The sequence below is a fragment of the Rhizobium sp. BK049 genome (genome assembly GCF_014193135.1).
Lineage (GTDB): Bacteria > Pseudomonadota > Alphaproteobacteria > Rhizobiales > Rhizobiaceae > Rhizobium.
The window spans coordinates 20,748-46,978 of sequence record NZ_JACHYV010000031.1 but is presented as its reverse complement, the minus strand read 5'-3'; the positions used below and the strand labels follow the sequence as shown (position 1 = coordinate 46,978).

The 26,231-nt window shown below is 61.7% G+C and carries 20 protein-coding genes; 8 read left to right on the top strand and 12 right to left on the bottom strand.

Going from position 1 to position 26,231, the window contains the following annotated elements:
• Nucleotides 1-23 precede the first annotated feature (23 nt).
• The 7 genes from FHT70_RS26060 to FHT70_RS26030 all read left to right on the top strand — a co-directional run bounded on the left by FHT70_RS26060 (nucleotide 24) and on the right by FHT70_RS26030 (nucleotide 6,565).
• A complete protein-coding gene (locus FHT70_RS26060; RefSeq protein WP_064800136.1) occupies nucleotides 24-458 on the top strand; it encodes a DUF2852 domain-containing protein in 435 nt (144 codons plus the stop codon).
• A 212-nt stretch (nucleotides 459-670) separates the two neighbouring features.
• The gene (locus tag FHT70_RS26055; protein WP_085776434.1) at nucleotides 671-1,429 is read left to right on the top strand and encodes a SprT family zinc-dependent metalloprotease; all 759 of its coding nucleotides are present in this window, start codon (nucleotides 671-673) and stop codon (nucleotides 1,427-1,429) included.
• 75 nt (nucleotides 1,430-1,504) lie between these two features.
• Entirely contained in the window at nucleotides 1,505-2,173 is a 669-nt protein-coding gene (locus FHT70_RS26050; protein ID WP_183705817.1) for a phosphoribosylanthranilate isomerase, read from the top strand.
• A 2-nt stretch (nucleotides 2,174-2,175) separates the two neighbouring features.
• On the top strand, nucleotides 2,176-3,396 hold the full coding sequence (gene trpB / locus FHT70_RS26045) for a tryptophan synthase subunit beta (RefSeq protein ID WP_097601320.1): 1,221 nt from the start codon (nucleotides 2,176-2,178) through the stop codon (nucleotides 3,394-3,396).
• 3 nt (nucleotides 3,397-3,399) lie between these two features.
• Nucleotides 3,400-4,239, top strand: a complete 840-nt coding sequence (gene trpA, locus FHT70_RS26040; RefSeq protein ID WP_085776437.1) for a tryptophan synthase subunit alpha — start codon at nucleotides 3,400-3,402, stop codon at nucleotides 4,237-4,239.
• A 39-nt stretch (nucleotides 4,240-4,278) separates the two neighbouring features.
• Nucleotides 4,279-5,184 carry an acetyl-CoA carboxylase, carboxyltransferase subunit beta gene (gene accD / locus FHT70_RS26035; protein ID WP_183705815.1) on the top strand — a complete coding sequence of 302 codons (906 nt, stop codon included), beginning with the start codon at nucleotides 4,279-4,281 and terminating at the stop codon, nucleotides 5,182-5,184.
• Between the two features lie 85 nt (nucleotides 5,185-5,269).
• A complete protein-coding gene (locus FHT70_RS26030) occupies nucleotides 5,270-6,565 on the top strand; it encodes a folylpolyglutamate synthase/dihydrofolate synthase family protein (protein WP_097601322.1) in 1,296 nt (431 codons plus the stop codon).
• A 62-nt stretch (nucleotides 6,566-6,627) separates the two neighbouring features.
• On the opposite strand, the gene trxA is transcribed toward FHT70_RS26030, so the two are convergent.
• The 12 genes from trxA to FHT70_RS25970 all read right to left on the bottom strand — a co-directional run bounded on the left by trxA (nucleotide 6,628) and on the right by FHT70_RS25970 (nucleotide 24,244).
• On the bottom strand, nucleotides 6,628-6,948 hold the full coding sequence (trxA, locus tag FHT70_RS26025) for a thioredoxin (protein ID WP_004672616.1): 321 nt from the start codon (nucleotides 6,946-6,948) through the stop codon (nucleotides 6,628-6,630).
• Nucleotides 6,949-7,023: 75 nt separating this feature from the next.
• Complete coding sequence (gene addA / locus FHT70_RS26020) at nucleotides 7,024-10,575, bottom strand: double-strand break repair helicase AddA (RefSeq protein ID WP_183705813.1); 3,552 nt, start codon at nucleotides 10,573-10,575, stop codon at nucleotides 7,024-7,026.
• Nucleotides 10,568-13,762 (bottom strand): double-strand break repair protein AddB, encoded by a 3,195-nt coding sequence (addB, locus tag FHT70_RS26015; protein WP_183705812.1) that lies wholly within the window; start codon nucleotides 13,760-13,762, stop codon nucleotides 10,568-10,570. Before addB ends, addA begins: the two co-directional genes overlap by 8 nt.
• Nucleotides 13,763-13,766: 4 nt before the next feature.
• Nucleotides 13,767-14,498 carry a nucleotidyltransferase family protein gene (locus FHT70_RS26010; protein ID WP_183705811.1) on the bottom strand — a complete coding sequence of 244 codons (732 nt, stop codon included), beginning with the start codon at nucleotides 14,496-14,498 and terminating at the stop codon, nucleotides 13,767-13,769.
• A 13-nt stretch (nucleotides 14,499-14,511) separates the two neighbouring features.
• Complete coding sequence (tsaE, locus tag FHT70_RS26005) at nucleotides 14,512-16,026, bottom strand: tRNA (adenosine(37)-N6)-threonylcarbamoyltransferase complex ATPase subunit type 1 TsaE (protein ID WP_183705810.1); 1,515 nt, start codon at nucleotides 16,024-16,026, stop codon at nucleotides 14,512-14,514.
• Nucleotides 16,023-18,608, bottom strand: coding sequence for a PAS domain-containing sensor histidine kinase (locus tag FHT70_RS26000; RefSeq protein ID WP_183705809.1), 2,586 nt, complete (start codon nucleotides 18,606-18,608; stop codon nucleotides 16,023-16,025). Before FHT70_RS26000 ends, tsaE begins: the two co-directional genes overlap by 4 nt.
• 203 nt (nucleotides 18,609-18,811) lie before the next feature.
• Nucleotides 18,812-20,212 (bottom strand): adenosylhomocysteinase, encoded by a 1,401-nt coding sequence (gene ahcY / locus FHT70_RS25995; RefSeq protein ID WP_011423435.1) that lies wholly within the window; start codon nucleotides 20,210-20,212, stop codon nucleotides 18,812-18,814.
• 144 nt (nucleotides 20,213-20,356) lie between these two features.
• Nucleotides 20,357-20,632, bottom strand: coding sequence for an HPr family phosphocarrier protein (locus FHT70_RS25990; protein WP_011423436.1), 276 nt, complete (start codon nucleotides 20,630-20,632; stop codon nucleotides 20,357-20,359).
• Nucleotides 20,633-20,641: 9 nt separating this feature from the next.
• On the bottom strand, nucleotides 20,642-21,043 hold the full coding sequence (locus FHT70_RS25985) for a PTS sugar transporter subunit IIA (protein ID WP_011423437.1): 402 nt from the start codon (nucleotides 21,041-21,043) through the stop codon (nucleotides 20,642-20,644).
• A 150-nt stretch (nucleotides 21,044-21,193) separates the two neighbouring features.
• Nucleotides 21,194-21,643 carry a serine/threonine protein kinase gene (locus FHT70_RS25980; RefSeq protein WP_183705808.1) on the bottom strand — a complete coding sequence of 150 codons (450 nt, stop codon included), beginning with the start codon at nucleotides 21,641-21,643 and terminating at the stop codon, nucleotides 21,194-21,196.
• Nucleotides 21,640-23,430, bottom strand: a complete 1,791-nt coding sequence (locus tag FHT70_RS25975; protein ID WP_085776446.1) for a sensor histidine kinase — start codon at nucleotides 23,428-23,430, stop codon at nucleotides 21,640-21,642. Before FHT70_RS25975 ends, FHT70_RS25980 begins: the two co-directional genes overlap by 4 nt.
• Before the next feature lie 76 nt (nucleotides 23,431-23,506).
• Complete coding sequence (locus FHT70_RS25970; protein WP_210282952.1) at nucleotides 23,507-24,244, bottom strand: response regulator transcription factor; 738 nt, start codon at nucleotides 24,242-24,244, stop codon at nucleotides 23,507-23,509.
• A 339-nt stretch (nucleotides 24,245-24,583) separates the two neighbouring features.
• On the opposite strand from FHT70_RS25970, the gene FHT70_RS25965 reads away from it, so the two are divergent.
• The gene (locus FHT70_RS25965; protein WP_183705806.1) at nucleotides 24,584-26,194 is read left to right on the top strand and encodes a phosphoenolpyruvate carboxykinase; all 1,611 of its coding nucleotides are present in this window, start codon (nucleotides 24,584-24,586) and stop codon (nucleotides 26,192-26,194) included.
• The last annotated feature ends 37 nt before the right edge of the window (nucleotides 26,195-26,231 follow it).

Genomic DNA, 26,231 nt, shown 5'->3' with positions numbered 1-26,231 from the left:
GCGGAAAGCGAGGATACCGCACGATGAACCAGTCAGCATTGCTTCGACCGGATTGGACTCCGGCTACCATTGCCCTGATGATTCTCGGCTTCATGGTTTTCTGGCCTCTGGGTCTGGCCATGCTAGCCTACATCATTTTCGGCGATCGTCTGCGCGGCTTCAAGCGCGACGTCAATCAGGCGACCGACGGCTTTTTTGCCTCCTGCCGCCGTTCGCATGGCCGCCACCGCCCGCATTTTTCGACCGGCAACGTCGCATTCGACGACTGGCGTAAGGCCGAGCTCGACCGGATCGAGGAAGAGCGCCGCAAGCTCGACGAAATGCGCGAGGAATTCGACGAGTATCTGCGTGAACTCCGCCGCGCTAAGGACCAGGAAGAGTTCGACCGCTTCATGCGTGACCGCAAAAACGCCAAGCGCGACGATAACGGCCCGGTCGCGGAGTTCCAGACGCCGTGAAGGCTTAAAGCATGTCGCGCAGGAGTGTGAAGCGCTTTTGCGGCAACGACATGCGTAAACGAAGACCTAAAGCGCAAGGAGCGAATCTGAAAGATCGCGACGCGCTTCAGGCGATGAAATGGTGACCGGCATCTCACCGATGCCGGTTTTTCCATGTCCGCCAGCCTCGCAAATCGTTTAGGATTCACCGGCGAATCGTATAGAAAACCCCCATGTTTCCGCTTCTGAAGACACGGCCAAAGGCGCGAAAGCCGGCTCCGCCCGAAACGCGGACGCTCGATGTCGCCGGCCGGCTCATGCCGCTGACCATCAAGCAGCACGATCAGGCAACCCGTATTACCCTGCGCATCGAGCCGGGCGGGCGGGCTCTGAGGATGACGGTGCCAAGAGGCCTTGCGGCGCGTGAGGTCAACGCTTTCCTCGATCGGCACCAGGGATGGCTGCTCACCAAGCTCGCCAAGTTTTCGATCGATACCGGCTTAAGCGACGGCGGGAAGATTCTCCTGCGCGGCGTTTCCCATCGCATCGAGCACACAGGCAGTCTGCGCGGCTTGACGGAGGCGGTCGCTGTGGATGGCAGCCCTGTGTTGCGCGTCAGCGGCCTGCCCGAGCATGTCGGACGGCGCATTTCGGCCTTCCTCAAGAAGGAGGCGCGCGCCGATCTCGAGAGGCTGGCGACGATGCATGCGGCAACGATCCGGGCACCGATCCGCTCGATCTCGATGAAAGATACCCGCAGCCGCTGGGGCTCTTGCTCGTCGGAGGGAAATTTGAGTTTCTCCTGGCGTATCGTCATGGCGCCGCCTTCGGTGATCGATTATCTGGCCGCTCACGAAGTTGCCCATCTCAAGGAGATGAACCACGGCCCCCGCTTCTGGGCACTTTGCAAGAAGCTTTGCCCCGGCATGGAGGAAGCGAAATTGTGGCTGAAGCGGCACGGTAGCCAGCTGCACGCCATCGATTTCGATTAGACCCAAGCCGCGCTAAATACAGCTTTCCATGCAAATTGGCTCGACTCTTGCAGCATTTCGTGTCACTTCGCTGCCATGAAACCCGATATCAAGATCTGTGGCTTGAAGACGCCCGAAGCGATTGATCGCGCGTTGAAACGCGGCGCGACCCATATCGGTTTTATCTTCTTCGAAAAGAGCCCGCGTTACGTCGAGCCGGATGTGGCGGCAAAGCTTGCCGGACCGGCGCGTGGCAGGGCGAAGATCGTCGCCGTCGTCGTCGATCCCACAAATGACGATCTGGACGAAATCGTGTCGCTGCTGAAGCCTGACATTCTGCAGCTCCATGGCAACGAGAGTCCCGAACATGTGCTGACCATCAAGGCGCTCTATGGTCTGCCTGTGATGAAAGTCTTTTCCGTGCGTACGGCCGACGATCTCAAGCGCGTCGAAGCCTATATCGGCATCGCCGACCGTTTCCTCTTCGATGCGAAAGCGCCGAAGGGTTCGGAACTGCCTGGCGGCAACGGGATTTCCTTCGACTGGAGCCTTCTCGGCTGGCTCGACGGCAGCATCGACTACATGCTGTCCGGCGGGCTGAACAAGGACAATGTCGCGGATGCGCTTGTGAAGACAAAGGCACGTGGTATCGACGTTTCCTCCGGTGTCGAAACCGAGCCCGGCGTCAAGAGCGTCGCGTTGATCGATGAATTTTTCGATGCGGTCGAAGAGGCGGATAAGTCCGTCGTGGCCTCAGGGAGTTGAGAGTGAACGAAACGCCTAAACCGAATTCCTTCCGTTCCGGGCCCGATGAAGATGGCCGCTTCGGCATCTATGGCGGCCGTTTCGTTGCCGAAACGTTGATGCCTTTGATCCTCGATCTGCAGGATGAATGGAACAAGGCGAAGAACGATCCGGCCTTTCAGGCGGAACTAAAGCATCTTGGCGCCCATTATATCGGCCGCCCGAGCCCGCTTTATTTCGCTGAACGGCTGACGGCCGAACTCGGCGGCGCGAAGATCTATTTTAAACGCGAGGAGCTGAACCACACCGGTTCGCACAAGATCAACAACTGCATCGGCCAGATCCTGCTCGCCAAGCGCATGGGCAAGACGCGGATCATCGCCGAAACCGGCGCCGGCCAGCATGGCGTCGCTTCGGCCACCGTTGCCGCCCGCTTTGGCCTTCCCTGCGTCGTCTACATGGGCGCCACCGACGTCGAGCGCCAGGCGCCGAACGTTTTCCGCATGAAGCTGCTCGGCGCCGAAGTGAAGCCGGTTACGGCAGGAAGCGGCACGCTGAAGGACGCGATGAACGAGGCGCTGCGCGACTGGGTCACCAATGTCGAGGATACCTACTACCTGATCGGCACGGCGGCCGGCCCGCATCCTTATCCGGAGATGGTCCGCGACTTCCAGTCGGTGATCGGCGCCGAAGCGAAAGAGCAGATGCTGGCAGCCGAAGGCCGTCTGCCGGATCTCGTCATTGCTGCCGTCGGCGGCGGCTCGAACGCCATCGGCATCTTCCATCCCTTCCTGGATGATTCCTCCGTGAAGATCGTCGGCGTCGAAGCCGGCGGCAAGGGCCTGCAGGGCGACGAACATTGCGCCTCGATCACCGCCGGAACGCCCGGCGTGCTGCACGGCAACCGCACCTACCTGCTGCAGGATGGCGATGGCCAGATCAAGGAAGGTCACTCGATTTCGGCCGGTCTCGACTATCCTGGCATCGGTCCCGAACATTCCTGGCTGAGCGATATCGGCCGCGTCGACTATGTGCCGATCATGGACCACGAAGCACTCGAGGCCTTCCAGACCCTGACCCGCCTCGAAGGCATCATCCCGGCGCTCGAGGCCGCGCATGCGATTGCCGAAGTCATCAAGCGCGCGCCGAAGATGGGCAAGGATGAGATCATCCTGATGAATCTCTCCGGCCGCGGCGACAAGGATATCTTCACCGTCGGCAAGATTCTGGGAATGGGACTGTAAGACATGACCGCACGCATGGACAAACGCTTTGCCGCGCTGAAGGCCGAGGGCCGTCCGGCGCTTGTGACCTATTTCATGGGCGGCGATCCTGACTACGACACCTCTCTCGGTATCATGAAGGCACTGCCGGAAGCGGGGTCCGACATTATCGAGCTCGGCATGCCTTTCTCCGATCCGATGGCCGACGGCCCGGCGATCCAGCTGGCCGGTCAGCGGGCGCTGAAAGGCGGCCAGACGCTGAAGAAGACGCTGCAGCTGGCTGCCGACTTCCGCAAGACCAACGATGCGACGCCGATCGTCATGATGGGCTATTACAATCCGATCTACATCTACGGCGTCGAGACGTTCCTGGATGATGCGCTTGCCGCCGGTATCGACGGCCTGATCGTCGTCGACCTGCCGCCCGAGATGGATGACGAACTCTGCATTCCGGCGATCCGCAAGGGCATCAACTTCATCCGCCTGGCGACGCCGACCACGGACGAGAAGCGCCTGCCCGCGGTGCTGAAAAACACCTCCGGCTTCGTCTATTACGTCTCGATGAACGGCATCACCGGCTCGGCGCTGCCCGATCCGTCGCTGGTTTCTGGCGCCGTCCAGCGCATCAAGCAGCATACGGAGCTGCCCGTCTGCGTCGGCTTCGGCGTCAAGACGGCGGAACATGCCAAGGTCATCGGCGGCTCTGCCGATGGCGTTGTCGTGGGCACTGCCATTGTCAATCAGGTCGCAACCAGTTTGACGAAAGACGGAAAGGCGACGGCCGACACCGTTCAGGCGGTCGCAACGCTGGTGCGCGGCCTTTCCTCGGGAACACGTTCGGCGCGCCTTGTTGCTGCCGAATAGTTTTCCCACATTGGCACCAATCAGTTAGGAGATTTCGAGTTGAACTGGATCACCAACTACGTTCGCCCGCGGATCAATTCCATGCTGGGCCGCCGCGAAGTTCCCGAGAACCTGTGGATCAAGTGCCCGGAAACGGGCGAAATGGTCTTCCACAAGGATCTGGAATCCAACAAATGGGTCATTCCCGCATCCGGTTATCACATGAAGATGCCGGCCAAGGCGCGCCTTGCCGACCTTTTCGACAATGGCGAATATGAATCGCTGCCGCAGCCGAAGGTCGCCCAGGATCCGTTGAAGTTCCGCGATTCCAAAAAATATATCGATCGGCTCCGCGACAGCCGGGTGAAGACCGAACAGGAGGATACCATCCTTGCCGGCCTCGGAAAGGTGCACGGTCTGAAACTCGTTGCCGTTGTGCATGAATTCAACTTCATTGGCGGTTCGCTCGGCATTGCCGCCGGCGAGGCGATCGTCAAGGCTTTCGAACGCGCGACCTCCGAAAAGTGCCCGCTGGTGATGTTCCCCGCCTCCGGCGGCGCGCGCATGCAGGAAGGCATTCTGTCGCTGATGCAGCTGCCGCGGACAACCGTTGCCGTTGACCTGCTGAAGGAATCCGGCCAGCCTTATATTGTTGTGCTCACCAACCCGACCACAGGCGGTGTGACGGCCTCCTACGCCATGCTCGGCGATATTCATCTAGCAGAGCCCGGCGCCGAAATAGGCTTTGCCGGCAAGCGCGTGATCGAGCAGACGCTGCGCGAGAAGCTGCCTGAGGGTTTCCAGACCTCCGAATATCTACTGGAACATGGTATGGTCGATATGGTCGTCAAACGTCACGATATTCCGGAGACACTGGCGCGTCTGCTGAAGATCCTGACGAAGAAGCCCGTTTCGGCGGCCAACGACATGAATGGCGGCGCGATCGCTCTGGCGGCGAGCGCCTGATAACCGACACACAGGCGGGGGTGCCGAATTGATACCAAGAGGCCAAACCGCGGTGAGTGAGGCAGCGCAAGAGATAGAAAAACTCATGGGATTGCATCCCAAGGGGTTCGATCTGTCTCTCGATCGCATCACCCGTCTTCTTGATCAACTCGGCAACCCGCACCGGAAACTGCCACCTGTGATCCATGTCGCCGGCACCAACGGCAAGGGCTCGGTCACCGCCTTCTGCCGCGCCTTGCTCGAGGCCGGCGGCTACAGCGCCCATGTCCATACCTCGCCCCATCTCGTCAATTGGCACGAGCGCTATCGCATCGGTGTCAAGGGCGGGCGCGGGCAGCTCGTCGATGACGCCGTCTTCGCCGATGCTGTGCGACGTGTGGCGGATGCCAATGCCGGGCAGCATATCACCGTCTTCGAAATCCTGACGGCGGTCACCTTCATTCTGTTTTCCGAACATCCGGCCGATGCCGCGATCATCGAAGTCGGTCTCGGCGGCCGTTTCGACGCGACCAATGTCATTTCCGATCCGGCCGTCTCGGTGATTATGCCAATCTCGCTGGATCACCAGCCCTATCTCGGCGACAGGGTTGAGCTGATCGCGGCCGAAAAAGCCGGCATCATGAAGCCGGGATTGCCTGTCGTCATCGGCCACCAGGAATATGATGCGGCACTCGACGTGCTGATGTCGACGGCGGAGCGGCTGCATTGCCCGAGCGCCGTCTTCGGTCAGGATTTCATGGCGCATGAGGAATATGGGCGGCTCGTCTATCAGGACGAGTTCGGCCTTGCCGACCTGCCGCTGCCGCGCCTTCCCGGCCGCCATCAGTATGCCAACGCCGCCGCGGCCATCCGCGCCGTCAAGGCCGCGGGTTTCATTGTCACCGAGACGATGATGGAAAAGGCGATGAATTTCGTGGAGTGGCCGGGCCGGCTGCAGCGCCTCAGCGAAGGCCGGCTGATGCAATATGCGCCGGCCGGTGCCGAGATCTGGGTCGATGGCGGGCATAATCCCGGCGCCGGCGAAGTGATCGCCGAAGCCATGGCCAATTTCGAGGAGCGCCAGCCGCGGCCGCTTTTCCTGATCATCGGCATGATCAACACCAAGGACCCGATCGGTTATTTCAAGGCTTTCACAGGCCTGGTCGAGAAGGTGTTCTGCGTGCCGATCCGCGGCAGCGACGCGATGATCGACCCTGTGATATTGTCGAACGCCGCCTATGATGCCGGTTTGATCGCCGAACCGATGTCGACGGTCGGCGAGGCGCTGGAAGCGATAAAATCGGCCCTCGACCCAGCGGCACTGCCGCCCCGCATCCTCATCGGCGGCTCTCTCTATCTCGTCGGGGATGTGCTTGCCGACAACGGCACGCCCCCGAAATAAGCAGACGAAAAAAGCCCGGCCGAAGCCGGGCTTTTCCATGCGATATATGAAGACGATATCGATTAGGCGGCGTTCGAAATCCAGTTCGAAAGCGCTGTCTTCGGCTTGGCGCCGACGGAGATATCAGCGACTTCGCCGCCCTTGAAGATCGCGAGCGTCGGAATGGAGCGCACGCCGAACTGGGCGGCGAGTTCCGGGTTTTCATCGATATTGAGCTTGGCGACCTTGACCTTGCCTTCCATCTCGACGGAGATTTCCTCGAGGCTCGGAGCAATCATCTTGCACGGACCGCACCATTCAGCCCAGAAATCGACGACGACGGGTTCTGCGGATTCCAGAACTTCCGACTGGAAGTTATTGATATCGACTTTCACGGTAGCCATAGGCTGCTCCTTTGACCGAAGAAGATGTTGAACCACATGTGATGGTGCGGCGCCAAATTTTCAATGTCCGGTATTTCACTTTGTCTTGAGTCCTGCAAGCGCCAAACCGAGTGCCTCTTCGCTCAAAGTGTAGAGCGACGCATTCTCGGTGTAGACGAGCATGCAGTCGATGCGTTTGCCGGGATAGAGCGGTGCCAGGATCTCACGATAAATCGCGAGCTGAGCCTTATGTGCGAAAGGGATCGCCTCTTCGGTCGAAGGTGGCACCCGATTGGTCTTGTAGTCAAGAATCACGACGCGATCGGCAAGCACGGCGAGCCGATCGATACGGCCGGAGACCGCATAGCGCCTGTCTGCGAGCGTCAATGTTCCCATGATCGAAACTTCCGGCTGGGCCTCTACTCCGAGAACCGGCTGCAGACCTTCTTCGTCCATTAGTCTCAGAACCGAATCGACGAGCCGGCGGCGTTCCGCTTCAGGCCAGAACCGCGCCGCCCGCTCGGCATAGCGGCTTGCGGCATCCGGCCGTTTGACCGGGGGAATGTCGGGAAGCGCCTGCAGCATGCGATGGATCAACCTGCCCTTTTCCAGGGAACGATCGCTGCGCTCCTTCTCGCCGAACAGCGGCGAAGCGACAAACAAGCTGCCCTCGTCTTCGTCGACGATCGTCCCGGCGCCGGATGGGCTGAGGGGGCGGGGCAGCTCAGCCTGCGGCGGCAGTGGCCGCAATAGGCCTTCCGGCAACGCCTCCTGGCTGTCGCGCGCCTCATGGCGGTCGATACGCTCGAAGCGCCGCTCCACCCGCGGCACCCGCCATCGGATGCCCGGCCATTCCCCGTCTGGGCCGGAGAAGGTGGCCGCCTCCACGTGCGGATGGCCTTCGCTGAGCGCGGCTGAGATCATCATGTGCCAGGTATCGTTGTTGACACGAACGCCACGGTAGCCGCAAACAACAAGCCGGTCGGCAGCCCGTGTCATGGCGACGTAAAGCAGCCGGCGATACTCCTCTTCCGCCAGCATCCGGATCCGTGCTGCATCGTTTTGCGTCAGCGAATTGGCGAGGTCGGAGACGGGAACCCAGGCCGGCAGCGGCGGCTCGTCGGCGTCCGTTTCGATCAGGCGAAGCTTCAGCAGATGTGTATGCGTGAACGGCTTGGAGCCGCCGTCGACGAGGAAGACGATCGGTGCTTCAAGACCCTTGGAGGCATGCACGGTCATGATCCTGACCTCGTTGCGCCCCTTGTCCTGCTCACGCTTAACCTCCGGCGCTTCGAGCTCTAGCGTTGAGATGAAGGATTGCAGCCCGGGAAGGCCGGAACTCTCGTGGTCGAGCGTAAAGGTCAGGAACTCGTCGAGAATATCGCTGACCTCGGTGCCGAGACGGGCAAGGAATTGCCGCCGACCGCCATGGCTGCCCAGCACGCGCGCATAGAAATCGTGGACCGACAGATGCCGCGACTGCTGAAGAAACAGCTCCAGCCTTTCGACGGCAGCACGGAATCGTTCAGTACCATCGGCCGCAAACCTCTTGAGATGGCTCCAGACGCTCTCGTTGTCGCCCCGAAGGCCGGCGATTGCAAGGATATCGTCCTCCGAAAAATCGAAAAGCGGGCTCTTCAGCACGGCAGCGAGCGAAAGGTCGTCCTCCGGCAGAAGCAGGAAACGGCCGAGCGCCAGCAGATCCTGCACCGCGATATGGCTGGTCAGCGTCAGTCGGTCGGCGCCGGCGACGGGAATGTCGCCACGGCGCTTCAAGGCGCGGGTCAAGGCATTGACGAAGGCGTCGCGCTTGCGCACCAGAACGAGGATATCGCCGGCTTCGATCAGCCGCTCCGTGCCTTTGTCGACGATCGTTTCACGGCCGACGAGCGTGCCGATCGCATGGGCGATCCGCCGCGCGAGGATTGCGGCCGGCGCGCTTTCCGGCGTCGCATCGAAGGGCGCCGTCCAATCCTCTTCCTTCACCACCGCCTCAGGCGCGACCATCTCCCAGAGGTCGACGGCGCCGGGATGTCCGATGCGGCTGGATCGATGTATGACCGGTTCGCCGACAGCGCTGAGACCCCGCGCATTGTCCGCCGTCCGGAAGATCTGGTCGACGGCTTCGAGCACGTCGGCGGTCGAGCGGAAGGAGAGCGGCAGCCGCACGGAGGAAAATCTCTGCCCGCTATCGGCGACCCGCCGCCGTGTCCGGTCGCTCTCTTCGGAAAAACGCTCGGGTCGCGCTCCTTGGAAGGAGTAGATCGACTGTTTCTCGTCGCCGACGGCAAAGAGCGTGCGCACGACCGGCCGGGCGCTCTCGCCGGAAAAGAAATCCTCGGCGAGCGACTGGATCACGCTCCATTGGATCGGGCTGGTATCCTGGGCCTCGTCGACGAGGATATGATCGATACCCCGGTCCAGCTTGTAATGGACCCAGGGACCGACGCCACTCTTCGTCAGCAGGTCGGCGGTGCGTGTGATCAGGTCTTCGAAATCGAGTTGGCTGCGCTGCTTCTTCAGTTCCTCGTAATCGTGGTTCAGCCGACCGGCGAGCACCAGCGCCGCCCTCGTGGCGCCGAACATCCGCATCAGCTTCAACCGGTCACGGCTTGCGGCGACATGCGCGCGGGCGGCGGCTATGGCGCTTGTCAATTCCGGCGCTTCCGCAAGCATGGCTTTGACCAGGAACTGCGAGTCCGTTTTCGGCTCGCCTTTTGCCGTCAAAAAGATCTTCTCCAGCATCTCGGCGCGCTTGGCATCATCGCGCTCCCGGCCGGCGAGCTTGAGGCCATAAGCAATCTCCTGCGCCTTGGCGCCGCCCTTATGGTCGGCAAGCGCCAAATAAAGCTCGAGCATGCCGCCTGAAAGCTCCGGCAACGGCCAATATTGCGCCGCGATCCGGCTTTCAGTATCGCCCACGGCAAGGCCGAGCCTGTCGCGCAGAGCCGTCTCCACGCCGCCCTGTCGCTCGGCAGCCGCCGTGAAGCGGCGAATGGCATTGCGGTTGGCGATGATGTCGGCGAGCAGGTTCTCCAGCCCGGATTCATCGCCGAGATTGAGCACATAGGCGAATGCCTCGGCAAGAGCGCTGCCTTCCTCCGGCGCCGTTGCCGTCAGCAGCGCCCGGCGTACATCGGAAAGCAGTGCCGCCGCCGCGCGATCGTCGATGACCGAGAAATGCCCGGCAACATTGGCCTCCAGCGGGAATTGGTGCAGCAGCGCTTCGCAAAAGGCATGGATCGTCTGGATCTTCAATCCGCCCGGTGTTTCCAGTGCCTTCGCAAACAGCCGGCGCGCCTCGGCAAGCTTTAAGGCATCCGGCGCCGTACCCTCGATCTGCGTGATGCGCCGGCTGAGATTTTCGTCGTCAAGCACCACCCAGTCTGCCAGCCGTTCGAAGACGCGGTTCGACATTTCGGAGGCCGCGGCCTTGGTATAAGTCAGGCAGAGAATGGCGGAAGGCCGTGCGCCGGCGAGCAGGAGACGAATGACACGCTGGGTCAGGACATGCGTCTTGCCGGAACCGGCATTGGCCGAGACCCAGGCCGAGCGCTCGGGATCGGAGGCGATTGCCTGTTGAATCGTGGTCCAGCCGATCCAGGCGCCGGGATCGTCGTCAATCGGAAGTGCAGTCTGGTCACTCATCGCCGCCGCCTTCCTCGGTCTCGGCCGTCGACCATTCGGAGACGCGGGCGAGATGATCATAGTCGCCGCCGAAATCAAACTGCTGCGCCGGAATGAGCCGCGAGGTAAAGCCTTTTTCGCCGGACTGCAGCAAACTGACGAACTTGATCAGCTGGTCGACCGAGTCCGCGGCAAGGTCCATCGCCGATTTTGCCTTGTCGCTGCGGGCCGAGTTTTCGTTGTTCACCGTATCGACCTGGAACCGGCGTCCCGGACGCAGACGGACATAGAGCAGATCCTGCGGGATGAGACTGCCGGCATCGCGGAAGGCGCCGGCGCTCAACGCGGCCGCTTCGAGCGCGAGCTGCGGATCGAGAAGCGCGCGTGCCTGTGCCGGTGAGGGGTTGTAGCCGGTCTTGTAGTCGATGATATCGGCCGCCCCCGGTCCCGTAATATCGATCCGGTCGGCAACGCCGTTCAGCCGGACATCGATCGCCTCCAGCTCCACGCCGCCGCGCACTTCCGTCAGTGTCCTGCGGATGGCGGGACGTCGTCCGGCCTCCCATTCGAGGAAGGCGCCGGCCACGTCGCGAAAGCGCGGCCGCCACACGGCATCGACATGTGGCGGCAGCTTCTCCATGTCGAAAAGCTCGGTGAGAATCTGCTCCATCGCCGCTGCCGCCTCCGGCGTGCCGGCGACATGGGCTTCGCGGATGAACCGGTCGATGATCTTGTGGTAGAGCGTTCCGCGTTCGGCCGCTCCCGGATCCCGGTTGAACGCGTCGACCGGATCGAGCCGCAGGATGCGGCGGGCATAGATCGCATAGGGATCGCGGCGCAGCCGGCCGACCTCGCTGAAGGAATAGGACTTCGGCTGCAGCGCCAGAGGCGGTTTCGGCGAGGGTCGCTGCGCCGGCGCCTGAACCTCTCCCCGATCGATGAGGCCGGCCCATTGCAGATACCGGTTACCGCGCCCTCTCAATGCCGCTTCAAATGTCTCTCCGCCGAGCGCCAGCAGCCGCTGCAGCCAGCGCGAGGCGACGGTCGGCGTCGAACCTTGGCGCAGCGCTCTCGAATAGATCAGGTGGCGAGTGCCGTTCGCCATCTCGAAATCATGCGCCAGCTGGCCGATGCGCCGCTCCGGCGGTTCGAGCCCGATCTCCGTCTTCATCATGCGCGGAATGAAGGGATTGTTTGCGCTCTGCCCTGGCCAGGAGCCTTCGTTCAAGCCGCCGAGGATCAGCGTGTCGACGCTCTGTAGGCGGGCTTCGAGCGTGCCGAAGATGAAGAGGCGGGGATGGCTGAGTGCCCGGGGTTTCACCGCATGGCCGGCGGCAAGTGCGGCCATGATGTCGATCCATTGCGGCCCGTCGGCCTCCATCTGGCCATCCGTGTCGATCACTTCGCTGAGAAGCGAGGCAAGGGCGTCTCCTGCCTCGTGCGACCAGAGATCGGCAAGATTGCCGTGCGGATCTGCCGCGATAGCTTCGAGCGAACGGCCGGTCCGCTCCGCCCATTCGGACAGCGTGAAACGCGCCGTCTTGCCGCGTTCTTCCGGCCGGTGCCGGACCAGCGCGGAAGCCAGAGGCTCGGTTGCGCGGGCAACCCGGCGGGCAAGCTCGCATGCGGCATTGGCCGCCTCGGCTGGCAGCGTTTTTCGCCATTGCGGCGTGTGTCGGTCCAGAGCCTGCTCGCCGAGCTGATGGGCCAGGAGCGACTCGAGCGCACTGATATCCACCTCCGCCACGCCGCCGCGCAGTGCCAGCAGCTCAAGCGCCTCGGTCGCAGAAATCAGGGCCCCACGTTCGAGGCCGAAGCGGGCCAGCGGATGTTTGAGCAGCGAGACGATCGCCACCGGATCGCCCGGGCGCAGCGCCGCCTCCAGCAGTAATTGCAGCAGGGTGCCCTGCGGCGTGGCCGAAAGCGGCGTGCCGGCCGAATCGTCGGCGAGGATGCCGAAGCGGGAAAGTTCGGCCATCACCCGACGGGCGAGATTGCGGTCGGGCGTAATCAGCGCTGCCCGGCTTTCGCCGTCCTGGCCCGGCCTTTCCAGTGCGAGCCTGAGCGCGATGGCAATTGCGGTTGCTTCCTCGCGTTCATTGGCGGCTTCGATCAGCGAAACATCGGCGAAGGCCGAAGTCAGCGCTCCCTCGGGCAACGCGCTCTTCCAGGCCCCCCAGTCGCTGGTCGCCTCTGCCGGCGAGAGCGCGCGCGATAGGATTTCGGCGCGCCGATCGAGATCGGTCTCAGGCCTCTCAAGCAGGCTGATGTCGGCTCGGTTCAGCCTCAGCCTCTTCAGCAGCGAGGACAGGCCATATTGCGGATGGCTCCGGCTGGCCGGATTGGCATGCTGGCCCGGTGCCGGTTCCGGCGCGACCATTTGCCAATGCCTATCGGGCATGGAGAGATCGAGGCCGGGAAGGACGATCACGCCTTCGGGCAGATTGGCAACGGCGGCGATGAGATCGGCCGTGGCAGGGACCGAACCCGTCGAACCGGCGACGACAATCGGCCCCGCCGGCTTCGCCGCAGAAATCCTGGCTGCCTCGGCCCGCAGAATGGCGTTCCTGTGCCGCGCCGGCGAGGACCTGCCGAGCTCGGAAAGCCGCTCCGGCCAGAAGGCGCTGGCGATCTGCAGGAACTCCGCCGTCAGCTGCCACCAGGCGGCGTAGTCACCGGTGTCGAGTTTCGACAGTTCCGACCAGTCAAGATCCTCGGTTTCGATGGAATCGATCAGCTCCGCAAGGTTGCGGGCGAGCCAGATAGCATCCGCCGGGCTGGCCGGCGCAACCAAAGGCGAGTCCGAATGGATATGACGGACGATCTCCGGCAGTTTGTTTCGCCAGGCAAGGATCAGGCGCGCCAGTTCCAGCAGCCGGGCGGTATTCGACAGCGGCTGGGCGAGATCGATCGTTACCGGCAGCGCCTCTTCGAAGTATCCGCTGTCGTCATCGGTTTCGCCGAGCGGACGAATGACCGGCAGGATCGCCGAGCGGCCGCCGAGCAGATCGACGAATTCCGAACGGAGCACACGCACGGCGCGCCGGGTCGGCAGGTAGATCGTCACCCTGGCGAGCGACAGCGGATCAGCGGGCTCATGCCGAAAGAGCGGCGTCAGGCGTCCGTCGCAAAGCGTCGTTGCCAGCGTTTTCAGGAAGGGGAGGCCCGCCGGGATCGTCAGGATGCGTGGCTGGTGCCGGTCCGCCATGAGCTCACGCGAACGCCCGCAGTCGGCGGATCGTTTCCTCCGCTTCGCCGATCGCCTCTGGCGTTCCCACTGTCAGCCAATGGCCTTCGAGTATAATGCCGAACAGCCGGCGGCGCGCGATCGCCTTGTCGAAATAGATGTTGAGGTTGAAGGCATCCTTCGGCGCATCGTCAAATAGCGCCGGATTCATGGCGATCGCCCCGGCGTAGACGACGGGATTGGATGGATCGTCGCGATAGCGCGTCAGCCGGCCATCTGCAGCGAGGCTGAAATCGTTCTTGCCGTTGTGACCCGTCGTATCCTCGATCCCAACGCAAAGGAGCGCCATGTCCATGTGTTCGGCATCGAAGAATCCGGCTAAGCGCTGCAGGTTCGTCGGCCGTCCCGGCTGTTCGCCGATCCAAAAGAGATCGGCATTCATGACGAAAAGATCGTCACGGTCCAGCAGCGTCAGGCCCTTCGCCAGCCCGCCACCGGAATTCATCAGTCCGTCCCGCTCGTCCGATATGACGATGTCGAGGCCGCGATACTTGCCGAGATGGTCGAGCATCTGCTCGGCATGATGATGAACGTTGACGACGGCCCGCTCGACACCGGCCGAAACCAGCGCGTCCAGCGCATAGTCGATCATCGGCTTGCCGTCGATCTTCACCAGCGGCTTCGGAATCGTATCGGTGATCGGGCGCATGCGGGTCCCGAGACCCGCGGCCAGTACCATGGCTTGTCTGATGGTCATCTTGATCCGGAACTTATGATTCGCTCTGGCCTATTCCAGCCCTTGCACACCAATCGCGCAAGGGGGTAAGCGCCTCGTGCTCGAGCGCGACATCCAGATAAGCGAGTGTGCGCGGCATATGTTTGAGATAGCCGGGCTTGCCGTCCCGCTGCAGCAGCCGCACCCAGAGACCGGCAAGCTTGCAATTGCGCTGCGCCGACATGATCGCCCATGCTTTCAGAAATCCGACTTCGTCAAAGCCGCCCTGTCTGCGGCGAAGCGCCATATAATCATCCATCAGCTGCCGGAAAAGCTGCGGCTCGATCGTGACGCGGGCGTCCTGGACAATGGAGGCAAGGTCATAGGCGGTGGGCCCGATCATGGCGTCCTGGAAGTCGATGAGGCCGATCTTTCTGATGCCCGGCTCCCGCGGCCGCCAAATGATGTTCGGTGAGTGGAAATCGCGCAGCAGCAGGTTCTTTTCGACCGTGGCAAGTTCATCGATCAGGGCGTCCCAGATCGCCAGATATTCCTTGCGCTCTGCCTCCGAGGGGGCGGTGCCGCGCTTCCAGGCAATGTGCCAGTCGAGCAGAAGCTGCACCTCCATTTTCATCGCCGTGCGATCGAAGTCCGGTATGCGATGCCTATGGGTGGCGGAAACCGGTATATCCTGCGGAAATTGCATGGAATGAAGATGGGCAAGACAGGCGACGCTTTGCCGGTAACGCTCGACGATCGGCCGCCCCTCGTCATCGAGCACGCCTTCGGTGCCGAGATCCTCGATCAAGAGGATGCCCTTGTCATAATCGACCTTATAAATCTCCGGCGCCGCAAATCCCCGTTCGCGCAGCGCATCGGCAATCGCAACGAAGGGATAGGCGTTCTGTGCCAGATGTGCGACCTTGGGATAGGGCTTGCCGTCGTGGACCGGCGGTCCCTCGGCATGCGGCTGCCAGTCCATCAGGATGAGACGGCCCTTGATGCTCTCACAATAGATCGCCTCGTAGGCACGCAGCGATGCATCGCCAGTCAGGAAGCGACGTTTGGCATCGGAACAGCCTGCGTCTTCGAGGAAATTGCGGATCGCCAGGACGCGCCGGATGCGCAAAGCCTGTGCGCCGGCGGCGCTGATCGTCGCCCGGCGGCCGTTGCCTTCATGGGTCAGCGTCAACGTGATGCATTCCTCAGGCAACTCGCTCGCTGCCATCTCCGGCCATTCGACGAGGCATATGCCGTTCTGCAGGGCCTCGTCGAATCCGAGCTCCGTCAATTCACTGGGATCGCCGAGCCGGTAGAGATCGAAGTGCGAAACCGGGATACGCAGGTCGTAGGATTGCACCAGTGTGAAGGTCGGGCTCGGGACTTCGAGCCCATCGTCATCGGCAATGGCACGCAGGATCGCACGGGCAAGCGAGGATTTGCCGGCGCCGAGATCGCCCGACAGGGCAAGACAATCGCCGGCCTTCAAGGCCAATGCCAGGTCTTCGCCGAGGCGAACCGTGGCCGCTTCGTCTTTCAGGAACAGCGAGATTGCATCTTCCGGGGTCATTCGGCGGCGGCGGAATGCGGTATGTTGACCGAGGGGATACGGCAGACGACCGTCGTGCCCTTGCCTGGCTCGCTGTCGATCATCACGTCGCCGTGATGCAGGCTGACGAAGCTGTCGACGATCGAGAGGCCGAGGCCGGCGCCGCCACGTTTGCCGCTTTTAGCCCCTGTCGCAAAGCGGTCGAAGACGGTGGCAATCATATCAGGCGATATGCCGGGACCGCGATCGCGGACGGAGAAGACGAAATCCGTGCCTTCGCGATGGCATTCCAGTGAAATCGAAGTGCCCTCCGGCGAGAAATTCGCGGCATTGGCAAGAAGCTTCAGAAGGATCTGCTTCAGCCGCTGCGGATCGGCGACGATCGAGCCGAGATAGGCGGGCGCAGTGATTTCGAGTGCGACGCCGCTTTCGTGCAGCCGGTCGGCGATCTGCATCGAGACGTCATCGAGCAGGTCGTTGAGATCAATCTCGGCATAGTTGAGCCGCATGATGCCGGCATCGACTGTCGCAAGGTCGAGGATATCGTTGACGAGCGTCAGCAGAACCGAGGACGAAGTCGAAATGTGGTCGATATATTCGGCCTGCCGTTCATTCAGCGGCCCGACGCCCTGAGTGCGGAGAAGGTCGGTGAAGCCGATAATATTGGTCAGCGGCGAGCGGAGTTCGTAGGAAACATGCTGGACGAAGTCGTTCTTCAATTCGTCCGCCTTACGCAACGCCTCGTTCTTCTCGGTCAGCGCGCGTTCGGCGCGAACGCTGTCCGTCATGTTGACGAAAGTGAGCATCGTCTGCGCGTTCGGCAGTGGGATGACTGCGTAGTCGAGCACGAGACCGGAGAAGAGTTCCAGCGTCCCCTGGCTCGAGCGACGTTCGTCATCGAAGCTGGTGATCAGTTCCGCAAAGGTCTTCCAGCCGTCCGGCCGATCATATGACGGTGCGCACGCCTCGCCCAGCGCGCGGATATGGGTTCCGGGCTTGGCTTCGGTTTCGGTAATTCCCCAGAGCGCCCGGAAGGCCGGATTCGACAGGCGGATACGTCCATCGGGCCCGAATACCGCGACACCTTCGGAAAGGTGATCGATCGTTTCACCCTGTACCTTGACCAGCGTGTTGTAGCGGGTTTCGAGATCGACCTGTTCGGTCAGATTTTCGAAAACCCAGGTGGCGCCGCCCTGGGGATGGGCGGTCGCAAAGACGCGCAGCGTCTGGCCGTTCGGCAGGTGCCAGAGATCCGATTGCGTATCGAGCGTGCGATAGACCGAAAGGGCCGCTTCCTTCCAGCTTTTCCAGTTGAGCTGGTCCGGCAGTTTCTTGGCCGCCCGCAGCCGCTCGAGCAGCTCGCTATTGTCGGGCCGGCTTTCAAGGAAGGCGATATCCAGTTCCCAGAGGGCGACGAAGGCCTGGTTGTAGAACTGCAGCCTCCGCTCGCCGTCGAAGATGGCGACGGGTGTCGCGAGATGATCGAGCGTTTCGGCGTGGCTCTTCAGGGTCCGCTCCAGCTCGGCGCGGACCGCTTCGATGTCGGATACGTCGACAGCAATGCCGGCCGAGCCGCCGGGAACCTTGACGTCGACGACGTCGAAGAAGGTTCGGTTGCCGCGCACGACCGTCGAGATCGTGTCATGGAAAGGTGATTCCGGCGTCGCCGTCGCGCGAATGCGTTCGCGTGCCACGGTCGTCAGCATCTCGCGGCCTTCGTTGATCGCCTGCTGCGGCGAGCGCGCCTCGACCGCATCGCCATAAGCCTGATTGACCCAGGTCAGGCGGCCCGCCGGGTCGCGCTGCCAGGCCGGCATGTCGATCGCGTCGAGCATGGTCTGGAAGGCCGAGATCGAGGTCATCAACCGGTCGCGCTCGATCCTGAGTTCGGCAAGCTCGGCGCGCAGATTGTTGAGTGCCACGAAGCGGACGAAGGCGCGTCCGCCGGAAACCCGGCCCTGCGCCTCGAGGATTTCATCGCGGATGGTCTCGACCACCATGTCGAAACTCTGCGCTCCGTCGCGCAGCCGGTCGATCGCCTTTTCCAGCTCCGAGGCGGAGTGTGACTTCAGCCAGAGGCCGAAGGCCAGGAATTCGCCATCCTGCGGTGCGCCAGTCTCGGGCGGAAGCTGCCCAAGCAGTTCCGGGCGCGCATTGCCGTCCCAGATGACGATGCGCCGGTTCTTGTCGGCGATCAGCGCCTGATATTGCGAAATGCGTTGCTGGGCATCCGAGAGCGCCGAGCGGATGTCCCGGCTCTCGTTTTCCAGATTGCCGCGCTGGCGCACGAGCCAGAGCGTTGAAAGCAGGGCCGCCGATATGACGCCGATGACGACGGAAACGCCAACGACCTGCGAGGAGGTGAAAAGATGAGCCGAGGCCGCCGCCTGCTGCTCGCTTTGTGCCAGGACCGGCCGCGCCAGCGCGGCAAGCGCCGTGCCGGCCGCGCAAGTTTTCAAGAAGCGCGCCAATGATCCATGCTTTTGCTTTGCGGCCTCGTGTGCCGTTGCAGATTTATATCCCTGGCCTGCCATGAACGGACGGCGATGCTTACAAGCATCATCATCCGCCTGACCGGGCAGGCTGTTTTTCACTTCCGACATCCGCGGTATGTCTCCGTCCTTCAATGTGCCGCATTACGACAAGACATCCCATTTTCGGAGCGGTCGGACGGAGTCCGGCGTCCCGAATCAAGTCTTAAAACAATACTTCGGAAGGGAATCGGCGGGAAGGGAGCGGCCAAAAAATAAGCCGCGGCATTTGTCAATGCCGCGGCTTCTACATCTTGTGGATATCGACGACCCTATCAATATCTGTAGTGGTCGGACTTGAACGGGCCCTGCGGCTTCACGCCGATATAGGCAGCCTGCTCTTCGCTGAGCTGGGTCAGCTTCACGCCGAGCTTGTCGAGATGAAGGCGTGCGACCTTTTCGTCGAGATGCTTCGGCAGGATGTAGACCTTGTTCTCGTACTGGCCGGGCTTGGTGAAGAGTTCGATCTGCGCCAGCGTCTGGTTGGTGAAGGAAGCCGACATCACGAAGGACGGATGGCCGGTCGCATTGCCGAGGTTGAGCAGACGCCCTTCGGAGAGAAGGATGATGCGGTTGCCCTTGGGGAACTCGATCAGGTCGACCTGCGGCTTGACGTTGGTCCACTTGAGGTTACGCAGCGCGGCGACTTCGATTTCGTTGTCGAAATGGCCGATATTGCCGACGATCGCCATATCCTTCATCTGCCGCATGTGATCGATGCGGATGACGTCCTTGTTGCCCGTCGTGGTGATGAAGATGTCGGCAGAGGAAACGACGTCTTCCAGAAGTACGACTTCGTAACCGTCCATGGCGGCCTGCAGAGCGCAGATCGGATCGGCTTCGGTCACCTTTACACGGGCGCCGGCGCCGGAGAGCGAGGCAGCGGAACCCTTGCCGACGTCGCCGTAACCGCAGACGACGGCGACCTTGCCGGCCATCATAACGTCGGTGCCGCGGCGGATGCCGTCAACCAGCGATTCCTTGCAGCCGTACTTGTTGTCGAACTTCGACTTGGTGACGGAGTCGTTGACGTTGATCGCCGGGAAGGGCAGCAGGCCCTTCTGGCTGAGCTGGTAAAGGCGGTTGACGCCGGTCGTCGTTTCCTCGGTGACGCCCTTGATCGCGTCACGCTGCTTGGTGAACCAGCCCGGAGAAGCGGCGAGGCGCTTCTTGATCTGGGCGAAGAGGATTTCTTCTTCTTCCGAATGCGGGTTTGAGAGCACGTCCTCGCCGGCTTCGGCGCGGGCGCCGAGCAGGATGTACATGGTGGCGTCGCCACCGTCATCGAGGATCATGTTGGAAAGGCCACCATCGGCCCACTGGAAGATCTTGTCGGTATAGACCCAATAGTCCTCGAGCGACTCGCCCTTGATAGCGAAGACCGGAACGCCGGCGGCGGCGATCGCGGCTGCAGCATGGTCCTGGGTCGAGAAGATGTTGCAGGAAGCCCAGCGGACTTCGGCGCCGAGCGCAACCAGGGTTTCGATCAACACGGCTGTCTGAATGGTCATGTGCAGCGAACCGGTGATGCGCGCGCCCTTGAGCGGCTTTGCCTCACCGAACTCGGCGCGGCAGGACATCAGCCCCGGCATTTCGGTTTCGGCGATCGTAATTTCCTTGCGGCCGAAATCCGCAAGCCCGATATCGGCGACGACATAATCTTTTTCAGTGCTCATAGAGGTCTCCAGGCTGAAAAACGTCTCAAAAATTGGCGCAGGCGCAAGCAAGCGCACGGCATATCCGCCGTTTAGCAGGCTTCGCCTGGGATGGCAATAAGGATATAAAGAAGTCTTTATATGTTTATATGAGCTCGGGCGAACTCACATTTCTTCGCCGAACTTGTTCTGGATCAGCTGATCCAGGGCCTCCAGGGCTTCCTGAGCCTGGCTGCCGCTTGCCGAGACGACGACGCTGGAGCCGGGGCTTGCCGCAAGCATCATGAGACCCATGATCGAGGTGCCGCCGACCGTCATTCCATCCTTGGAAACGGTGATGGCTGCATCGAAATTCTCGACCATCTGCACGAATTTAGCGGAGGCGCGAGCGTGAAGGCCGCGCTTGTTGATGATGAGGAGTTCCCGGGAAAGCGATGTCATGAAGCGCCGTTATTTTCCGCTGAGCACGCGGCTCGCGACATTGATATATTTCCGCCCGGCTTCGGAAGCCTCCACCAGCGCCTTCTCCATGTTGTTCTCGCCGCGTACGCCGGCGAGTTTGATCAGCATCGGCAGGTTCATGCCGGCAATGACTTCGGTATGGCCGCTGCTCATGACCGAGATGGCGAGGTTGGAAGGCGTGCCGCCGAACATATCGGTCAGGATAACAACGCCATGGCCGTCATCGGCGCCGGAAACGGCTTGCAGAATGTCCTGCCGTCTCTGGTCCATATCGTCTTCGGGGCCAATACAGACCGTCTCGATGAATTTCTGAGGACCGACGACGTGCTCGACAGCATGACGAAACTCTTCAGCCAGCTTGCCATGAGTGACAAGCACAAGTCCGATCATGATATTACTGCTCCCATATACGCAAACGGTGGCTGAGATATCGCAATGCAGCAATTTCGTCCACCGGTGGCGGCACATCTTGGCTATGAAAAGCCGAAGTGCAAGATAAAAATGCAAATATATAAGGCGGATTGATCAATCCGGAAGCCTTCAGCATCCGATGTCAGGCGCTTTCGCCATCAGGATCGCCAGCGGCGAGGCAACATTTGTGAGCAGCCGCAATGCGGGAAGCGAAAAACCCGGGGCGAGACTGACGATTTCGCCCTCCGCAGGGACGCGGTTTTCACCGGAAGCGCTGCCGGGAAGCACGGCATAATGCATGGTTGCCGGGGACACGTGATCCTGCCGGACGATGCCAGTGCCGCGAAGTTCGATCAACCCGGCGATCGACGGCGGACAGGTGGCGATCACCGTGCCGGTCTCTCCCGACAGAAGCACCTGATCATCGGCGACCAGCGCCGTGAACAGCCCAAGGCGGCGCGCCTCGGTCATGCAGGTGAAAGCCAGCATCGATTTCCCCCAGCCCGAGGGACCGCCGAACAGCAGCCCCGTTCTGCCGACGACGATCGCCGTGGCATGGATGTTGGCGGCCGCCGTCATGCGGCTGGATCGAGGGGCAGGGCGAGAATAAAGCGCGCGCCGAGCACCTGCCCGCTTTCGGCGTCGGTAATGTTCTCTGCTCTGAGCGACCCGCCATGCGCTTCGGCGATCTGGCGGCTGATCGACAGGCCGAGCCCCGAATTCTGGCCGAAGCCTTCGGATTCAGGTCGGTCGGTATAGAAGCGCTCGAAGATGCGATCGATATTTTCCGCCTGGATGCCGGGACCGTTGTCTTCGATCGTGGTGACACAGCGCGACCGTGTCCGCATCAGCCGCACGATGATCTTCCCGTCCTTTTCAGGGACGAAGGAGCGGGCGTTCTCGATCAGATTGGTGACGATCTGGCCGATGCGCAGGTCGTGACCGTTGACGACGAAGCGCGTCTTGATGTTCGGCTTGCGCTCCACGACATAGTCGATCTGCACTTGCTTTTTGCTGCCCCTGATCTGGCGCGACACGTCGATCAGGTCGCGCAGCAGCACCTCCATGTCGATGGAGGCGGCGTCGACGCGTGCGAGTTCGGCATCGAGCCGCGAGGCGTCGGAAATGTCGCTGATCAGGCGATCGAGGCGGCGGACATCGTGCTGAATGACGTCAAGCAGCCGTTTCTTGGAATCCTCCGACCTGGCGAGCGGCAGCGTTTCGACGGCGCTGCGCAGCGAGGTCAGGGGGTTCTTGAGCTCGTGGCTGACATCGGCGGCAAAGCTCTCGATGGCGTCGATGCGGTCATAAAGCGCTGTCGTCATCTCGCGTAATGCGATGGAGAGGTTGCCGATTTCGTCCTGGCGAGCGGAAAAGTCGGGAATTTGCTCACGTGTCTTGGCGCCGCGGCGAACGCGGATGGCGGCTGCCGAAAGACGACGCAGGGGATTGGCGATCGTCGATGAGAGCACCAGCGACAGCAGTACGTTGACGAGCGTCGCCACGCCGAAAACGCGCATGATGGCCAGTCGTTCGGCATGGACGATATTGTCGATGTCACCGGCCTGCGTCGACAACAGCAGCACGCCGAGCACGGCGCGGAAGCGCTGGATCGGAACGGCGACGGAAACGATGAGTTCGCCTTTCTCGGTGGTGCGCACGACCGCGCCGCGCACGCCGGTCAGCGCGTTCATGACCTCCGGATAGATCGAGCCGTCGCCGCCCGGCGCTTCTTTGTAGAGCGGCAGATTGCCCGGCTGCAGCGCCTTGTTGAACAGCGTCGCGAACCAATCGCTCCAGGTCTGCTTCTCTTCCTCGACCGGCGGCAGGTCGAAGCGCAGCACCTGACCGCGCGAATAGAGGTGACGCGAATCGAGCAGCAGATTGGCGTCGGCATCGAAGATGCGCGCGCGTGTGCGCGTAGGCGAGATCAGCCGACGCAAGACGGGAGCGACCTTCTCGGGGTCGATCGGAAATTCCAGGTCCTCGTCGTTCGGCACCGGGGTGATGCTCTGGCCGGCCTGCAGTTCGAGCAGCTTTTGCGGATCGATGGTGATCGAGTTCGTATCGACCGACGCGGAAGCCGAAACGGCGCCGGCGATGATTTCACCCTGCGTCAACAGGCTTTCGGCGCGGGCGTCGATCAAGCCTTCGCGAAACTGGTTGAGATAGAGAATGCCGCCGACGAGCACCACCAGCGCGACGAGATTGAAGAACAGGATGCGCCGCGTCAGGCTCGAAAACACCGCATTGCCGAAGATGCGGCGGATCAGCGTAAAGGGATGCGACCAACGGCGGCCTCGGACGCGACGGGTGCTCACGCCCTCCGCGTCGTCCAAATCCCTTTCCTGCACCAACTGTGCCAATGATAGGCCCTTTCGAAAGGTTGGGCCCGATAAACTGGCCGGCAACCTTCAATATTTCCAGCTGTGCCGCTCGGGCTCAAGCTGCTTCGCGGAAGCGGTATCCCACTCCGTAGAGCGTTTCAATCATATCAAAGTCGGTATCGACCATCTTGAATTTCTTGCGCAGCCGCTTGATGTGGCTGTCGATCGTCCGGTCGTCGACATAGACCTGTTCATCATAGGCCGCATCCATCAGCGCGTCGCGGCTTTTCACGACACCGGGGCGCTGCGCCAGCGAATGCAGGATCAGGAACTCCGTCACCGTCAGCGTCACGGCCTCGCCCTTCCAGGTGCAGGTATGGCGCTCCTGGTCCATGACCAGCTGTCCGCGCTCGAGCGAGCGGGCCTGCTGCACCGCTCCGGCTTTCGGCGCAGCGCCGGGGCTTGTGCCGCCGGCGGCCGCGGCTTCGCGGCTGGAGGCGCGACGCAGGACGGCGCGGACGCGCTCCACCAGCAGACGCTGCGAAAACGGCTTGGTGATGAAATCGTCCGCGCCCATCTTCAGGCCGAACAACTCGTCGATCTCCTCATCCTTAGAGGTGAGGAAGATGACCGGAATATCCGATTTCTGCCGCAGGCGGCGCAGCAGCTCCATGCCGTCCATTCGCGGCATCTTGATGTCGAAGATCGCCAGCTGCGGCGGTCGCGCCAGAAGGCCGTCGAGCGCCGAAGCACCGTCCGTATAGGTCTCGACCTTATATCCTTCTGCCTCCAGTGCGATCGACACCGAGGTGAGGATGTTGCGGTCGTCGTCAACGAGCGCGATTGTCGGCATGGTGTTGGTCTCCGTCATCAGTGCGCAATCTCCCGGATTTTCGTCGTCCCCAGGCGGTCTCAATGACCGGATGCGCTTATGGAGGATAAAGGTGGAACAAATTGTGGCAAAGATAAAGGGGAAGATTGTCGCTAAATTCGGCGGCACGCGTAAGTTGTGGCCGAAAATCTTTCAACGTTGTCTCTTCAAACGATTTAAAAAGACCGAAACAAATTTAAATCGATTAATTAATTGATATTACTATATTTTCTTGATTTTTGTCTCTTGTCTTTTAAAATTTCTCCCCGTATTTTCCCGGTTAGTTTTAACGGCAACGAGCCTGAGCAAAGGGAACTAGCCATGGAAAAGTTCGGAGTTCATAACCCGGCAACGGAGCTTGCAACGGTTGGATTGGGCGGCGCAGCCAGCGTCCGCTATAACTTTTCCGCCGCAGCGCTCTATGAAGAAGCGATCCGCCGGGGTGAAGCCGAACTGACCGCTCAGGGCGCGCTTCGGGCCCTCACCGGTCAGCATACGGGCCGTTCGCCGCGCGACAAATTCATCGTTTGCGACGCCAATACCGATGGTCAAATCTGGTGGGACAACAACAAGCCGCTCTCGCCGGAGCATTTTGCCCTGCTGCGCGACGACATGCTGGCGCATGCAGCCGGCAAGGAGCTGTTCGCTCAGGATCTTGTTGGCGGTGCCGAGGAAGGCCATGCCCTGCCGACCCGTGTCATCACCGAATTCGCCTGGCATTCGCTGTTCATCCGCAATCTGCTGATCCGCCCCGAGGCGGCGGCGCTGCCGACCTTCGTGCCGAAGCTGACGATCATCGATCTGCCGAGCTTCAAGGCCGATCCGGCCCGCCACGGCTGCCGTTCGGAAACGGTGATCGCCTGCGATCTCACCAACGGTCTCGTTCTCATCGGCGGCACCTCCTATGCCGGCGAAATGAAGAAGTCGGTCTTCACCGTGCTCAACTACCTGCTGCCGGCCAAGGGTGTCATGCCGATGCACTGCTCGGCCAACGTCGGCCCGGACGGTGACGCGGCGGTCTTCTTCGGTCTTTCCGGCACCGGCAAGACGACGCTTTCGGCCGATCCGGCCCGCACGCTGATCGGTGACGACGAACATGGCTGGAGCGAAAACGGCATCTTCAACTTCGAAGGCGGCTGCTACGCCAAGACCATCCGCCTCTCGGCCGAGGCCGAGCCGGAAATCTACGCAACGACGCAGCGCTTCGGCACTGTGCTCGAAAACGTCGTCCTCAACGAAAATCGCGAGCCCGATTTCGATGACGGTTCGCTGACTGAAAACACCCGTTGCGCCTACCCGATGCATTTCATTCCGAATGCCTCGGAAACCGGCCGGGCCGGGCATCCGAAGACGATCATCATGCTGACCGCCGATGCCTTCGGCGTTATGCCGCCGATCGCGCGGCTGACGCCCGATCAGGCGATGTATCACTTCCTCTCCGGCTACACCGCCAAGGTGGCCGGCACCGAAAAAGGTGTCGTCGAGCCGGAAGCGACCTTCTCCACCTGTTTCGGCGCGCCCTTCATGCCGCGTCATCCGGCCGAATACGGCAACCTGCTCAAGGAGCTGATCAGCCGCCACGGCGTCGAGTGCTGGCTCGTTAACACCGGCTGGACAGGCGGCGCCTACGGCACCGGCAAGCGCATGCCGATCAAGGCGACGCGAGCTCTTCTCGCTGCCGCGCTCAGCGGCAAACTCGGAAAGGTCGAATTCCGCACGGACACGAATTTCGGCTTTGCCGTGCCGGTTTCCGTCGATGGAGTCGACGGCGGCATTCTCGATCCGCGCTCGACCTGGGCCGATAAGGCAGCCTATGACGCGCAGGCCGAAAAGCTGGTCTCGATGTTCATCGCCAACTTCGCGAAGTTCGAGAACCACGTCGATGGCGGCGTCCGCGATGCGGCTCCAGGTGTGAAGGTCGCAGCCGAATAAGAAGCGCAGCCAGTGTGCAGCGGTTTTGCCAGGCAAA